Consider the following 14,733-nt stretch of genomic DNA (forward strand, 5'->3'; position numbering starts at 1 on the left):
TCAGCAAAAAAATTATATAGCTGACAGAAAATGTAATGAATTATAAAAGGGAGGTTAAAAGGATGAAGAAAGCTAATCTTAGCAAATGGCTATTAGCATTAATGCTTGCATTTGTTTTAGTGCTTGCAGCTTGTAGTGGCGATTCAGATGATGGAGCTACTGGCGATACAGAAACTGATGACGACACTACAGAAGAGGTAGAAGAGGGTACTGAAGATGAGGATGCTACTGAGGAAGAAGAGGAGCATGATGGGATTTATGACATCGCAGATTTCAGTGCTACAAAGAATAACGAAGGTGACGCAATCGAAGGTGGAACACTTAACTTTGGTTTAGTAAGTGATACAGTATTCGAAGGTACATTAAACTTTAACTTCTATTCTGGAGCTCCAGATGCTGAAGTAATTGCATGGTTTGACGAGTCACTTCTTGCAATTGATGAGAACTATGGATACACGCAAGATGGTGCTGCAACATGGGAAGTTGATGATAGCGGTACAGTATTCACATTCACAATTGGTGACAATGTAAATTGGCATGATGGTGAACCTGTTACAGCAGAAGACTGGGCATTCGCTTATCAAGTCCTAGCACACCCTGACTATGACGGTGTTCGTTACGGTAACGTAAGTGGTGTTGTAGGTGTTCCTGAATATAAAGAAGCATCAGATGGAACTACACTTGCTGGTGAAGCTGGAGAAATTGAAGGTCTAGAAATCATTGATGAAAAGACACTTCAAATGACATTCGCTGAAGCAAGTCCATCACTTCTAGCAAGTGGTATTTGGTCATATGCTATGCCGAAACACATTTTCCAAGATATCCCAGTGGCTGAAATGTCTGCACATGATGCAGTACGTGTAAACCCAGTTGGATTTGGACCATTTAAAGTAGATACAATCACTCCTGGTGAGTCTGTAACATATGTTAAGAACGAAGATTACTGGCGTGGAGCGCCTAAGTTAGATGGCGTTACATTAAAAGTTGTTTCTCCACAAACAGTTGTTCAAGCTTTAGAAACTGGAGATGTTGATGTAGTTGATAGTTTCCCAACTGACCAATATCCTGACGTTGAACAAAGCCTTGATAACGTAGAGTTCTTAGGTGATATTGATTTAGCTTACACTTATATTGGATTTAAATTAGGTTCATGGGATGCTGAAAATGGCAAAGTTCAAATGAACCCAGATTCAAAAGTTGCTGACGTTGAACTACGTCGTGCAATGTGGTATGCAGTAGATAATGATTCTGTAGGTGAACAGTTCTACAACGGACTTCGTTGGGCTGGTACTACTTTAATCCCACCTTCTCACCCAGATTATCATGATGAAACAATCGAAGCTCCATCATACGATCCAGCAGAAGCTGAGCGTATTCTAGATGAAGCAGGATATGAAGATGTTGATGGTGATGGCTTCCGTGAGAACCCAGAAGGAGAAGAGTTAGTTCTTAACTTTGCTTCAATGTCTGGTGGAGACGTTGCACAGCCAATCGCTAACTACTATATCCAAGCTTGGGAGCAAGTTGGAATTAAAGTACAACTTCTAGAAGGTCAATTAATGGAGTTTAACGCGTTCTACGATAGAGTAGGACAAAGTGGTGAAGATGATCCTGCAATTGATATTTATCAAGGTGCATGGGGTGTAGGTTCTGACGTTGACCCAACAGGTCTATACGGTCCAACTGAACTATTTAACTTCCCACGTTTTGAAAACGAAGAAAACGATCGTCTATTAGCTGAAGGTGTATCTGAAGCTGCATTAGACACAGAATATCGTCAAGAAGTTTATAAAGAGTGGCAAGAATTAATGGTTGAAGAGATTCCAGTATTCCCAACTCTTTACCGTTCAGTTCTTGTACCAGTTAACAACCGTGTACACAACTACACAATCGCAACTGGATCTGGTATTTACAAATCTGATATCCAAGTTACACAAGAAGAGCCAATCAAAGCTGGCGAATAATTATCAGATTATTAAAAGAAGACCTCACAATTTGTGAGGTCTTCTTTTTACATTTCATCATTTTATAGTTTTTTATCGTCTACTTCATTTAACCAGTCTTCTATAAGGCCAACTGTTGATTCTACTGTTCCTTCTGTAAATGGTGATTGTAGATTAGCAGCATCTACAAGCTCTAAGAAAGGTTTCGAACCTCCTAATTTACATAGTTCCACATAATCTTGCCAAGCACTTTCGTGGTCTTCTTGATTCTTCTTCCAGAACTGTAGAGCGCAGATTTGTGCAAGTGTATAATCGATATAATAGAAAGGAATTTCATAAATATGTGCCTGTCTTTGCCATAATCCACCCTGTTCTAAATATGAATTGTCTTCGTATTTTCTGTGAGGTAAATACACTTCCTCTATTTGCTTCCATGCGGCATGTCTTTGATCTGCAGTCCATTCAGGGTTTTCATAAACTAGATGTTGGAATTCATCCACGGCAACACCATAAGGAATAAATTGGATAGCACGAGCTAGATGAGAGAATTTATATTTATCTGTATCTTCCTCAAAGAATAGCTCCATCCAAGGCCAAGTAAAGAATTCCATACTCATGGAATGAATTTCTGCGGATTCACTCGTAGGGAAGCCATACTCTGGAATACCGAGGTTACGACTTGAGTATGCTTGGAATGCATGTCCTGCTTCGTGAGTAAGTACATCTATATCATCTGAAGTTCCGTTAAAGTTCGCAAAAATATATGGCACTTCATAGTCCTCAATAAATGTGCAGTAACCTCCACCTTCTTTACCTTTCTTCGCTTCTAAATCCATTAGATTTCGATCAAGCATCAACTGGAAAAATTCATCCGTTTCTGCAGACAATTCTTTGTACATTTTTTTCCCATTTTCAATTATCCATTCTGATGAACCTTTGGGAGTTGCGTTTCCTGTTTTGTATTCAAAGCTTTCATCATGGAACTTGAAATCTTCAATACCAATTCGTTCAGCTTGTCTTTCATATAACTTTGTAGCGAGTGGGACAATAACATTACGAACTTGCTTTCGGAAAACATCAACCATCTCAGCATTATAATCGATACGTTGCATTCGTAAGTAACCTAGCTCGACAAAGTTTCTAAACCCAAGTGTTGTCGCAATTTCATGGCGAACTTTTACTAAATCATCATAGATTCGGTCAAATTGCTCTCCATTTTCTGCATAATAATTAAAGCTTTTATCGACAGCTTCTTTTCTGACGGATCGATCCTTACTTTGTCTAAATGGAGCTAATTGAGCAAGTGTATATGTATCTCCTTGGAATTCAATTTCTGCTGCGGCAACAAGATTACCATATTCAGTTGTTAGTTTATTTTCTTTTTGCATTAATTCCATGACTTCTGGTGAAAATGACTTAATTGCCTTGTCAGCTAATTGGAAAAGCTGTGTACCATATTTTTCTTCTAAATCAGATCTAAACGGTGAATCGATAAGTAATTTGTAAAAATTAGTACTCATTTCATTCAGTTTAGGTGAAACTTCGTCAAAGAAGTTTTTCTCTTCTTTATAAAAGGGATCTTTCGTATCGATTGAAGCACGGATATAAACGAGATTTCCCATCGTTGATAATCTGTTACGTAGTTTATTGATTTCGTCAATTGCTAAAGTTGCTTCATTAAAACTTTTTGCGTCGGAAAAATTTTTAAGTAGTTCGTTAAATGTTTGTTCCGAGCTTGCTACATCTGGTCGTTCGTAAGTAAAGTCTTGAAACTTTTTCATCGTCATACCCCATTTGTTTTTTTATTTGAAAAATTAAAATACTATTTAATTATAACAGAAATTTTCACTAGTTAGGACTTGGAAGTGGGTAAAGAATGAGTATAACTAATTTTGGTAAGGGGTATTTCTATATAGTTTTGAGTGAAATGTTAGTGTATTACTATTAAGGAGAAGGCTAATAAATGGTTGAACTTCATTCTGTGTATTTTCTATAAAGTTTAGTAAAGAATATATCCTATGAAGTCAGAGTCTATATGGGTTAATTCATAAATTATTCATTTGGTTTCATTGACTTTCAAGGGGAAGATATGTAGACTAGAAGAAGATATTATTATATGGGGTGAAAGTATGGTTATTTCTGTATTAACATTAGGTGCTGTATTTACAGCAGTCGTACTTATTATTAATCTTGTATTATTAAAAGTATCGAGCAAATCAAATGCTTGTTATTACGCAAGTATTTTCTTCAGCTTATCTGGCTTGTTATTATTAGGAATTGCTTCCGTATTGCCAAAAGTTGACCTACTTGGTGCAGGTCTAGGTGGCTGGGGTATCGCAGGATTATTTGCAGGTGCTATTGGATTCATGGTTACTTCAATTGTAGATGCATACGTAAATACAGTTGAAGAAGCTTAATTAAAAACCATAAAATCTTTCCAAAAGGAGAGATTTTATGGTTTTTTAATTTCTACAGTAAGTATGTCTTACCTTCTTTTTGCTCGACCTTACCTGTTTTCATAAGATTCCCTAGTGCTCGCTTAAAGGCGGCTTTGCTCATATTAAAAGTTTCTCTAATTTCTTCTGGGGCGCTTTTATCACTAAATGGAATGACGCCATCATTCAGTTCTAAATGCTGTAAAATTAGCTCGGCATCGAGTGGGATGCTTTCTTTAATGAGAGGGCGTAAGGACATGTTGATTGTCCCATCTTCTTTTACTGCAATTACTCTTCCAGTAACTTGTTCTCCGAGACGTGGTTCGCTTTTTCGTTCGGTATGATGAATGAAACCACGGTAATTATCTTCTGTTAATACCTCTGTGCCTTCTCGGCTAGAGTAATATACATATGCCTGGATCTCTTTGTTAAGTAGATTCTCTGGAGCTTCTTCAAAAATCTCTGCGACGGTACTTCCGGTTGCAAGTTTGCCAATTAATCGATTTTTATAATCTAAATCAAGTGTTACTAATAACTTATCTCCCGTCTGTGGCCATATGGAACGGAATTTTGGTAAGTCATCATTAGTGACAAGGATTTCTTTAGTGATTCCTATATTGACAAAGGCACCTAGTTTGGGATGTACTTCGCTGACGCTAGCCCAACCATATTTCCCAATAAGTACAGATGGGAGTTTTGTTGTAGCAGCGACATTTTCTTGCTTGTCATTATAAAGAAACACTTCTACTTCTTGATTCTCTTCTAATTCATTTTCAGCTTCATTATGATGCAGTAAAGCTTCTTTACCTTCAAGATCAAGTACATAGCCTGTTTCAATTTTTCTTAACACGTTCATTGTTTGGATGGTTCCCAATTGCATAATGTTCACTTCCTTTTGCTTCTGTTTCACTCTAACTTTTACTATCGTACCACAGTTAATGATGGATTGTTAATTCTTAAGGAGCAAAGGTTATGATATGATAGTTTTTAGACAGAGATGAATAAAGTGGAGAGATGTTTGTGGCATTATTTATTGAAGTAATTTTACCAATTATTTTTGTTTTTATAGCTGGATTTACATTGCAAAAATTTAGAGCGATGGATGTTCGTTCTATTTCTGCGATGACAATACATATTTTGGCTCCTGCTCTAATTTTTATTACATTATATGATACGACATTTGATAGAAGTTATCTTGTAATTATTGTATTTATGTTTGTCCTATTAGGATTCGTTGTTTTATCAAATAAAATATTGAAAAGAATATTTGGTTGGAGTCCGCAGATAGAGAGTGCGTCGATTCTTGCTAGTGGCTTTCTTAATGCAGGCAATTACGGGCTGCCAGTTGTCTTATTTAGTCTTGGCCCAGCGGTACTTCCTTATGCAGTATTTATTATGGTTATCCAAGGGTTAATGAATAACTTTTTTGGAATTTATTATGCATCACGTGGAAAGAGTGGGGTAAAGCAGGCATTATTAAATGTCATGAAAATGCCTACAACGTATGCTGCAATGCTAGGGATACTTTTTCAAGTTTTAGAAATTCCTTTAACTGAATCCCTTCATTCGATGATTTCAATTGTCGGTGAGGCTTCGATTCCTGTGATGATGTTGGTGCTTGGAATGCAGCTAGGAACGATGACGGCACTAAGGTTGAATTGGCAAGTTATTATTTCGTCTGTATCGATAAAAATGATCGCGTCACCAATCATCGCGTATGTTTTTGTGTCCTTGATAGAGATAGATCCACTTGTAGGGACGCTATTAATTATAATTTCTGCTATGCCTACAGCTGCAACTACTACCATGTATGCGATTGAGTTTGATACAGAGCCTGAACTCGTTTCAAGTATAACTTTTATCGCAACTGTTGTGAGCTTCGTATCGATTTCGATTGTACTTAATTTATTAAACTTATAGGATACTTAACAATCCAATTGTGATAAGAATTAGCGGTGGCAGGTAAGTGAAAAACGTTATCGCTTTGTTCTGTGATAAATACAGTCCAAGTCTTAGTCCGATAAAGAGGAAAGCACCACTCATGATTGCAACTGTTACTGCAGTTAATATGGCTGAATAATGGAGGAAGCTCGCTGCAATACCTGCGCCAAAAGCATCCAAAGCAAGCGCGATTCCAAGTAGTGCTGCTTCATGTTTTGAAATGATTCCTGATTGATCAAGGTCGGCATGAGTTGGGGAGCGGAGGACAGTTTTCATATCTCCTAAAATTGTTTTTTCTTTTATTACTAGGGGTTTATTGGTTTTCGCACGTGTAATATTTATAAATGTTAATATCCCTAGAAAAATTAAAATTAACCCACCTATCATTTCTGTAAGGGAGGCAGGGATAAGCAATTTCAAATAATCTCCCATCACCATCGTGATCAGGACGGTAAATCCTGAACATAGCATGATAATGATGATTGCGATAATGGGGACTCTTGTTTTCTTGATGCCATAGCTAACTCCAACACCAAGTCCATCCAAGCTTACAGCAATACCTAAAAGCAATAATCCAGTATATGAAGTCATCGCATTCATTCCTTTTGAATAATCTAGGTTATTGTATGAATCACGAGGTTCATTGTGTGGGCAAATTGTTATGGGGGTAAGCTTCATCATATAATCGAATTAATTTACATTCACTACAGAAAGCTTTATCATTTATATAAGGTTATATTTTTGAGGAGGTATAAGAAATGGCTTTCGTTATACTTGACCCATGCCAAGGGGAAAAAGCTGGTGAATGTGTAAGTGTGTGTCCTGTAGATTGTATTGTAGAAGGACCAGACCAATTTTACATAGATCCCGATGTATGTATTGATTGTGCGGCATGTAAAGCTGTCTGCCCAGTAGATGCAATCGAGGAAGAATACGATTTATCACCTGACCAAGAAGTGTTCCTTCAACGTGCAGAAGAATTTTTTGCAAATAGATAAGTAAAGTACAAACCACCAGTAATGTTATTTAAAACATGAATGGGTGGTTTGTTTTTTTAACTTCATTTATTATAGGCTACTGAACCATGTGGGTGTTCAGGTGGTGCATAAATAGAATATAGCTTCAAGGCTACGCGCCCAGTATTACTTAAATTATGCCAAGTTCCAGCTGGTATCATCACTACATCATCTTCTTTTACACTACGTCTTATATTTAAACGATCTGGATGATTCCCCATTTGAATAAGTCCCCGGCCATCTACTATACTTAAAAATTGATCTGTTGTGCGGTGATTTTCAAGTCCAATCGCTTCTCCAGGGTCGATACTCATTAAAGTCACCTGTAGATGCTCACCTGTCCATAATGCTCTGCGAAATGCTTTATTTTTCTCAGCAACCTGTTCCATGTTTACAACATACGGATGCTTTCCAAAATCCTTTTGTCTATGATCTTCAGATGGATCAACAATGTTGGAAGGATATCTATTAACCGGATAATGTGTTTGCGGATAATAGTTTAGTGAATGGTAATATGGAAAATAACGATCATACATCAAGTGTCACTTCCTTTCTTCTTTTTCTTGTTATAGTATGCAGGAAGTATAATATTGGGTTCATCACTCTTAACGTGCTACCTTCTTAAGCTTATTTCACTGAAAATATGATATAGTATGAATAATAACATCGCTAGGGGGATTGACTTGAAGTACGCTTTCCATTGGTTATTCTTTCTTATTGGTAATATGATTTTTAGTTTAGGTATAACAATTACAATTAAAATGCAACATCTTGGGATTCATCCATGGGAAGTTTTGAACGTGGCAATGTATGAAAAAGTAGGCTTCTCAATTGGGACATGGAGTATTATTTTTTCAATTATATTAGTAATTATTTCTTTCGTTTTAGATAGAAGGTATGTAAAACTTGGAACCTATGTGAATGCTTTTATTGTCGGTTTATTTGTAGACTTTTACTTATGGGCTGATTTTCTTCCAAATGCCAGTAACACTTGGACAGATATTATTATAATAATTATTGGAATCGTCATTATGGGTATTGGTGGTGGAATGTATAATGCTGCAGGGGTAGGCTCTGGACCAAGGGACGGGTTTATGCTGTCTATCTCGGATAAAACTGGGATGACGATACGGCGCGTCCGAATTACAACTGAATCGCTCGTTCTAGTTATCGGGCTAGTAATTGGTGGACCAGTATTTGTCTTTACTTTTATTTTTACTTTTATTCAAAGTCCGATTTTCCAACATTCTTATACATTTTTTAGAAATGTAATAACGAGGATGGACAATGTATTTGGTTTCAATAATAAAATTAAAGAGCAAAATAGTTGAGGTGAGAATATGTTCAAGAAGATTCTATTGGCTGTAGATGGATCGGAACACTCTATCCGAGCAACGGAATACACGTTAGAAATAGCGAAGAAGTTCTCTAGTGTGATTGATATTGTTTACGTTGTTGATGGGGACACGGCAAAGAAAGATGTACTATATGCTTCCAATCAATTTGAAATTGAGAAAAAGCGTAAAGAAAAACTCCAACCCATTCGCGACATGCTCAACGACTCCGATGCAATTTTTGGTACGCATGTATTGCACGGAGAACCTGGCCCAACCATAGTAAAATTTGCAAATGACCGGGAAATGGATTGCGTCGTTATTGGCAGTAGGGGACTAAACCAGCTACAATCTTTTATACTAGGAAGTGTCAGTAATAAAGTAGTCCAACATGCAAACTGTCCAGTGCTTATCATTAAGTAAATAAAAATCCGAACAAATTACCTTCGATTCTAAAATTAGAAAAGGTGATTTGTTCGGATTTATTATAGCTGATAATCTTCTATTGGAAAGTCAGTTGCTTCATTTAGTACAAGCTTCGCAAGTTCTTTTCCAAGCAGTGGTCCTGCTGTAAGGCCGGTAGAACCAAGTCCATTAACAAAGAATGCCCCATCATGATTCGGAAGAGCCCCGAGAAACGGCAAAAAGTTTGGAGCAGTTGGCCTGAATCCGACTCTTGCTTCAAGAAACACACTATCCTTTAATGCGGGCGCAACTTCCAAAGCTTTATGCAAAATCTCATGGACCCCAAATGCGGTAACATCCGTGTTAAAGCCCACATTATCTTCATGCGTAGCACCAATCACAAAACGTTGATCCTCAAAACCAAGTAAATATTGGCTGCCAGGTGCCATTACGACAGGAAGTTCTGAATTGTCGAGGCCTTCATACTTCAAATGAAGAATCTGTGCTTTTTGAGGAATAATATCTAGTTTAATACCTAGTGGTTTAATTAAATCATCCATCCAAGCTCCTGCTGTGATAATAACGAGGTCACTGTGAATTACTTCATCATCTGTTTTAATCCCAGTAACTTGTCTACCATTAACCAAAAGCTCTGCATCCGCCTGTATGATAGATGCACCGTATGTTTGCGCAGCCCGAAGCATTGCATCACGAAGTTTGCGACCATCGACTCTAGCAGCTCCTGTAACATGTACAGATTGATATCCCTCTGCAAGTAACGGGAACTTCTCTCTCGTAGCTGCTTCATCTAAAAATTGAACCTCACCAATTTCGGGTGCTTCTTCTAAACGTTTGATCGTCCGTTGTTCTGTGGCAAGTAATTTTTCTTTATCTTTGTGGATACTAAGTGCGCCGACCTTTTTGTAGCCAGTGTCGGTTTCGCCGTCATGCTCAAGCTCGGTAATTAAATCTTGATACATAGCAGCCCCAGCCTTAACAAGAGCGTACCAGGCTTTGTTTCTTCTTTGGGAGAGCCAGGGGCAGATAATCCCAGCGGCCGCGTCTGTTGCTTGACCAGGATCTGCACGATCAACAACAATTACTTCCTGACCTTTTTTAGCAAGTGCATACGCTGTGCTTGCCCCGACGATTCCGCCTCCAACAATGATAATCTTTTTAGGCATTCTCGTTTTTCACTACTTGTAGCATTGCTTTCATTTTACCTAAATGCTCACTTTCATGATGGCCAAGCATGATTAATAAGTCACTGAACGTTTCCACACTACCAAATGGAACCTTGAAAGTAACGTTAGATTTCCAGAATAAATCATCAAAACTATTTACTCTTTCTTGTTGTTCCACTAAATACTTTGTTAGTTCTTCAAGTGAAGGGCCTTCTTGTTCCCAGTCGCTTGGCTTTGTTCCACCACTAAATAAATCTGAGTAATGTGCTGGAATGTTCTCTGATTTTTTCGGGTAGCGGAATAATAGTTTTTCCGTTGTTACGAGAACATGCCCGATATGCCAGCGAATTGTGTTATTAAAATAAGTTGCTTGAACATCAGCAGTTGCCTCGTCCATCTCTTGGAAAAAAGTAATAAGTGCAGTTCTTGCTAAATTAAATTGTTTTTTAGACATAATAAAATCTCCTTTAATTAAAAAATAATTGCTATTGTATATCGTTTTTACTAGAGCATAACGAATCTAGTTTCTAATAAGTGCATAGCTTCAATATCTAGTTTAGCTTCATTCGTTGTATTTGTAAAACTATGTGACAAGTATATACAACTCCTGGTTTGAAAGGAAATTCTACCTATGATAAAATTTGTTATGTAATTCATTATATTTAACTTACGTTAAGGAACGAGAAAAGAATAAAGGAGAAAAAATAATGACAACATTCGTTTTCGGTCATAAAAACCCAGATACAGACACGATTTCTTCTGCTATCGTCTATGCAAATTTGAAAAGCAAATTAGGTGTAGAAGCTGAAGCAACAAGACTTGGCGAGGTAAATAAAGAAACACAATACGCACTTGATTACTTTGGAGTAGAAGCACCAAAGTTGATTGATTCAGTAGGCTATGGTCAAGAAGTTATTTTAGTAGATCACAACGAATTTCAACAATCGGTAGACAATATTAAAGATGCTGTAATTAAAGAAGTAATCGATCACCACCGAATTTCAAACTTTGAAACAAAAGAGCCACTTTATTTCCGTGCTGAGCCTGTTGGATGTACAGCGACAATTATTCATAAATTGTACAAAGAAAATAATATAGATTTATCAAAAGAAATGGCAGGACTTTTATTGTCAGCAATCATTTCAGACTCTTTATTATTTAAATCTCCAACTTGTACAGAAGAAGATGTAAATGCTGCTAAGAAATTAGCAAAAATTGCTGATGTTGATCCTGAGCAGTATGGGATGGACATGCTAAAAGCTGGTGCAGATTTAAGTGATAAATCGATTTTAGAATTACTTACAATGGATGCAAAAGAATTTACAATGAGTGATAAGAAGGTTGAAATTGCTCAGATAAATACGGTGGATATTGAATCGATTTATGCAAATCAAGAAGAAATTGAAAAAGAAATCAATCAAATTATCGAAGAGAAAAATCTAGATTTATTCTTGTTTGTGGTTACTGATATTTTAAACAATGATTCAGAAGTACTTGCTCTTGGAGAAGGAAAAACGAACGTTTCAAGCGGTTTTGAAATTGAACTAATTGATAACCGTGCCTTACTAGAAGGCGTTGTGTCACGTAAGAAGCAAATCGTAAATGTATTAACAGATGAATACGAAAAATAAAAAGAACCTGAAGCATATGCTTCAGGTTCTTTATTCGTCAATCAATTATAATTATAATTTAGTAACGTTTGTTGCTTGTGGTCCACGGTTACCTTCTTCGATATCGAAAGAAACTTGTTGACCTTCTTCTAAAGTTTTGAAACCGTCGCCTTGGATTGCTGAGAAGTGTACGAATACGTCGTCTCCACCTTCAACTTCGATGAAACCGAAACCTTTGTCTGCGTTAAACCATTTTACTGAACCTGTGTTCATGAAAAAACCTCCATGTGCATGTTGCACGTTTATTACTATTTTTGTTCAAGATAACAATTCAAGACGATAACGACTTACGTGTTACTCTTATCCCTAATTTCTACCGAACATAAATAAGTAACCTTAGTATAGCATTAGAAAAATAATAACGCAAGTCAATTTGAAAGAAATCTACAAAAAAATTTAAAAAAGTTGAATTTACCCGAGTTCTTTTATCTCTGTACTATCCTTAAACACTTGGCAAGTATCGTTTCCCGTCTTTCCACAACGAGGACATTTGTTAATATTAACTAATTTTAATCCATAATCAACAGCGTCACTAGCATCATCAAAAATATGATTTGCTCCGATTTCTTTGTAAAGGCCACTCGTTTTAATAATTTCTAACACATCTTCGTTTAATTCTGCAAGCAATGTTGTACCACCATTTTTATTAAAATCGACAACAAGTGACGTGAGGTTTGCTCCGCCAGTTGCATCAATAAAGGAAACATGTTTCATTTTTAGAATGAGAACAGTTGGTTTACTTGAAATTGTTCCAGATATGATGGATTGGAATTTATCTGCCGCTCCAAAGAACAAAGGTCCATCAATCGTGAAGAACGCAAGCTGTGGACATTTCGTAGCTAATTCATTTTTGTGATCACGCGTTTCTTCTTTAATATGAGAAGGAATAACCTTTTCAACTTCAAGAACTTCACTCATCCGTTTTACAAAGGAAACCATTGCAAGTAATAATCCAATCTGTACAGCAACTGTTAAATTAACAAATACAGTTAATAAGAAGGTTGCTGTTAAAACAAGAGAGTCACTTGTGCGTAATTTAATAATATGTGTAAATGATTTATACTCACTCATGTTAAAAGCGACACGCATAAGAATCGGCGCCATACTTGCGAGTGGGATATGTGATGCCATAGGTGCAAATAGTAAAATGGTTACTAGCACAAAAAGACCTTGGAAAATTCCTGAAAACGGACTGACAGCTCCACTATTAATATTTGTTGCAGTTCTCGCAATCGCTCCAGTAGCTGGAATTCCTCCAAATAGAGGAGTAATAACGTTTGCAATTCCTTGCCCGACGAGCTCGCGATTGGAGTTGTGTTTTTTCCCTGTCATTCCATCAGCAACTACCGCTGATAAAAGAGATTCTATTCCACCTAGCATTGCAATGACAAGAGCTGGTTGAAGCAATGTCAAGATGCGGTTCCAAGTAAGTTCAGGGAAATGCAGCGTTGGTAAACTTTGTGAAATACCACCGAATGCCGTTCCAATCGTTTCAACTTTACCTGGGAAAAATATATAAGCAATAACTGCTGGCACAATTAAAGCCACTAAAAGGATGGGGACGCGTGGGAAAAACTTAGGAATAAAAATGAGTAGAAGTAAGCCGATAACAGCAATGAAGATACTGTAGCCATTTATAGAAGTTAAATTTTGTCCTATTTGAAGCATTGTTTCATGAAAGTATTCTTTCTTTTCTAGGCCTTCTAAACCTAGGAAGTTTTCAATTTGACCAGAAAATATAATTACTGCAATTCCTGCTGTAAATCCAATGGTTACAGATCTTGGAATAAATTTGATGAGGTTACCAAATTTAAAAAAGCCCATAATCATCAGTATGATACCGGCCATAAATCCTGCAATCAAAAGATCCTCGTATCCATATTCCAAAACGATTGCAAGTAAAATTGGGATAAATGCTCCAGTTGGACCAGCGATTTGGAATCGTGACCCTCCGAGTAATGCAACGATGATTCCTGCGATGACGGTTGTGTATAGTCCATACTCGGGCTTTACACCGGATGCAATTGCAAAGGCCATTCCTAAAGGTATTGCGACAATACCGACAGTAATACCTGCAATTAAATCTCGTTTCAAATCATTGGCAGTCAATCCTTTGAACCGATTGTCTCTAAACAAAGTTTCTTCATCTCCTATAGTATTCTATCTATAATCATACCATAAATTAAACGATTTTTTGGTAAATAGCCTTTTACAACATAGGGTGTAGCACTTTTTATTTTTCTAAAAGCGTATTTTAAAAGAATACTTTTCATCCTATCATAAAGAAGGTATACTGAAGGTTATCATAATATTTTATACAGAGAATGGGGAGAGCGGGATGTGGAAGGAATTTAAGGCATTTGCTTTTAAGGGGAATGTTTTTGATTTGGCGGTCGCGGTTGTAATTGGAGCGGCTTTTGGAGCAATTATAACTTCGTTCGTGGATGATATTATTACACCAATCATGGGGATATTAATTGGTGGAATTGACTTCTCTAGTCTAAGTATTACAGTTGGCGATGCAAATATCATGTACGGCAGTTTTATTCAATCATTTATTAATTTCTTAATTATCGCTTTTGCAATTTTTATGGTTATTCGTTTCCTATCTAAGTTTAAACGTGAGGAAGAAGAAATCGTGGAAGAAAAAATTGATGCCCAAGAAAAATTACTTACAGAAATTCGCGACTTGCTAAAAGAACAAAATTCAAAAAGTGAATGATTTGAAATCTCAGTCTATAGGCTGAGATTTTTTAATACTTGAGGTAGTATGATTCTCAATACAGTTTAGATAAAATAAGAATA

General features: G+C 36.7%; 16 protein-coding genes. 8 read left to right on the plus strand and 8 right to left on the minus strand.

The genetic code is table 11. From position 1 onward, the window contains the following. The first annotated feature begins 62 nt into the window (after positions 1-62). On the plus strand, positions 63-1,964 hold the full coding sequence (gene opp4A / locus ACXYMZ_RS06310) for an oligopeptide ABC transporter substrate-binding protein (RefSeq protein WP_458947537.1): 1,902 nt from the start codon (positions 63-65) through the stop codon (positions 1,962-1,964). 62 nt (positions 1,965-2,026) lie between these two features. Here opp4A and ACXYMZ_RS06315 read toward each other — a convergent pair whose 3' ends face one another. Continuing rightward, positions 2,027-3,724, minus strand: a complete 1,698-nt coding sequence (locus ACXYMZ_RS06315) for a M3 family oligoendopeptidase (RefSeq protein WP_458947538.1) — start codon at positions 3,722-3,724, stop codon at positions 2,027-2,029. A gap of 348 nt (positions 3,725-4,072) precedes the next feature. Between ACXYMZ_RS06315 and ACXYMZ_RS06320 the strand changes: the two genes are divergently transcribed. Then, positions 4,073-4,360 carry a hypothetical protein gene (locus ACXYMZ_RS06320; RefSeq protein ID WP_458947539.1) on the plus strand — a complete coding sequence of 96 codons (288 nt, stop codon included), beginning with the start codon at positions 4,073-4,075 and terminating at the stop codon, positions 4,358-4,360. A gap of 52 nt (positions 4,361-4,412) precedes the next feature. Here the strand turns inward: ACXYMZ_RS06320 and ACXYMZ_RS06325 are convergent, their stop codons facing one another. Continuing rightward, positions 4,413-5,258: a CvfB family protein gene (locus ACXYMZ_RS06325; RefSeq protein ID WP_458947540.1), complete on the minus strand. Its 846-nt coding sequence runs from the start codon at positions 5,256-5,258 to the stop codon at positions 4,413-4,415. 140 nt (positions 5,259-5,398) lie between these two features. On the opposite strand from ACXYMZ_RS06325, the gene ACXYMZ_RS06330 reads away from it, so the two are divergent. Beyond that, a complete protein-coding gene (locus tag ACXYMZ_RS06330) occupies positions 5,399-6,298 on the plus strand; it encodes an AEC family transporter (protein WP_458947541.1) in 900 nt (299 codons plus the stop codon). Here the strand turns inward: ACXYMZ_RS06330 and ytaF are convergent. Continuing rightward, positions 6,293-6,910: a sporulation membrane protein YtaF gene (ytaF, locus tag ACXYMZ_RS06335; RefSeq protein ID WP_458947542.1), complete on the minus strand. Its 618-nt coding sequence runs from the start codon at positions 6,908-6,910 to the stop codon at positions 6,293-6,295. The genes ACXYMZ_RS06330 and ytaF overlap by 6 nt on opposite strands. A 167-nt stretch (positions 6,911-7,077) precedes the next feature. Here ytaF and ACXYMZ_RS06340 point away from each other — a divergent pair, with 167 nt between their 5' ends. Then, complete coding sequence (locus ACXYMZ_RS06340) at positions 7,078-7,317, plus strand: DUF362 domain-containing protein (protein ID WP_458947543.1); 240 nt, start codon at positions 7,078-7,080, stop codon at positions 7,315-7,317. 62 nt (positions 7,318-7,379) lie between these two features. On the opposite strand, the gene ACXYMZ_RS06345 is transcribed toward ACXYMZ_RS06340, so the two are convergent. Next, a complete protein-coding gene (locus ACXYMZ_RS06345; RefSeq protein WP_458947544.1) occupies positions 7,380-7,871 on the minus strand; it encodes a cupin domain-containing protein in 492 nt (163 codons plus the stop codon). A gap of 189 nt (positions 7,872-8,060) precedes the next feature. Here ACXYMZ_RS06345 and ACXYMZ_RS06350 point away from each other — a divergent pair, with 189 nt between their 5' ends. Together ACXYMZ_RS06350 and ACXYMZ_RS06355 are read left to right on the plus strand one after the other, a co-directional pair. Continuing rightward, the gene (locus ACXYMZ_RS06350) at positions 8,061-8,666 is read left to right on the plus strand and encodes a YczE/YyaS/YitT family protein (RefSeq protein ID WP_458947827.1); all 606 of its coding nucleotides are present in this window, start codon (positions 8,061-8,063) and stop codon (positions 8,664-8,666) included. A 9-nt stretch (positions 8,667-8,675) separates the two neighbouring features. Continuing rightward, positions 8,676-9,092 (plus strand): universal stress protein, encoded by a 417-nt coding sequence (locus tag ACXYMZ_RS06355; RefSeq protein WP_458947545.1) that lies wholly within the window; start codon positions 8,676-8,678, stop codon positions 9,090-9,092. A 62-nt stretch (positions 9,093-9,154) separates the two neighbouring features. On the opposite strand, the gene ACXYMZ_RS06360 is transcribed toward ACXYMZ_RS06355, so the two are convergent. Both ACXYMZ_RS06360 and ACXYMZ_RS06365 read right to left on the minus strand, forming a co-directional pair. After that, positions 9,155-10,258, minus strand: a complete 1,104-nt coding sequence (locus ACXYMZ_RS06360) for an NAD(P)/FAD-dependent oxidoreductase (protein WP_458947546.1) — start codon at positions 10,256-10,258, stop codon at positions 9,155-9,157. Continuing rightward, on the minus strand, positions 10,251-10,712 hold the full coding sequence (locus tag ACXYMZ_RS06365; RefSeq protein WP_458947547.1) for a DinB family protein: 462 nt from the start codon (positions 10,710-10,712) through the stop codon (positions 10,251-10,253). The genes ACXYMZ_RS06360 and ACXYMZ_RS06365 overlap by 8 nt, the downstream gene beginning before the upstream one ends. 253 nt (positions 10,713-10,965) lie before the next feature. On the opposite strand from ACXYMZ_RS06365, the gene ACXYMZ_RS06370 reads away from it, so the two are divergent. Next, entirely contained in the window at positions 10,966-11,889 is a 924-nt protein-coding gene (locus ACXYMZ_RS06370; RefSeq protein WP_458947548.1) for a manganese-dependent inorganic pyrophosphatase, read from the plus strand. A gap of 51 nt (positions 11,890-11,940) precedes the next feature. Here the strand turns inward: ACXYMZ_RS06370 and ACXYMZ_RS06375 are convergent, their stop codons facing one another. Both ACXYMZ_RS06375 and ACXYMZ_RS06380 read right to left on the minus strand, forming a co-directional pair. Then, positions 11,941-12,141 carry a cold-shock protein gene (locus ACXYMZ_RS06375; RefSeq protein WP_458947549.1) on the minus strand — a complete coding sequence of 67 codons (201 nt, stop codon included), beginning with the start codon at positions 12,139-12,141 and terminating at the stop codon, positions 11,941-11,943. A 198-nt stretch (positions 12,142-12,339) separates the two neighbouring features. Next, on the minus strand, positions 12,340-14,064 hold the full coding sequence (locus tag ACXYMZ_RS06380) for a SulP family inorganic anion transporter (protein ID WP_458947550.1): 1,725 nt from the start codon (positions 14,062-14,064) through the stop codon (positions 12,340-12,342). Between the two features lie 202 nt (positions 14,065-14,266). Between ACXYMZ_RS06380 and mscL the strand changes: the two genes are divergently transcribed. Continuing rightward, positions 14,267-14,650 (plus strand): large conductance mechanosensitive channel protein MscL, encoded by a 384-nt coding sequence (gene mscL, locus ACXYMZ_RS06385; protein ID WP_458947551.1) that lies wholly within the window; start codon positions 14,267-14,269, stop codon positions 14,648-14,650. Positions 14,651-14,733 lie beyond the last annotated feature (83 nt).

This window comes from Oceanobacillus sp. CAU 1775 (assembly GCF_054482815.1).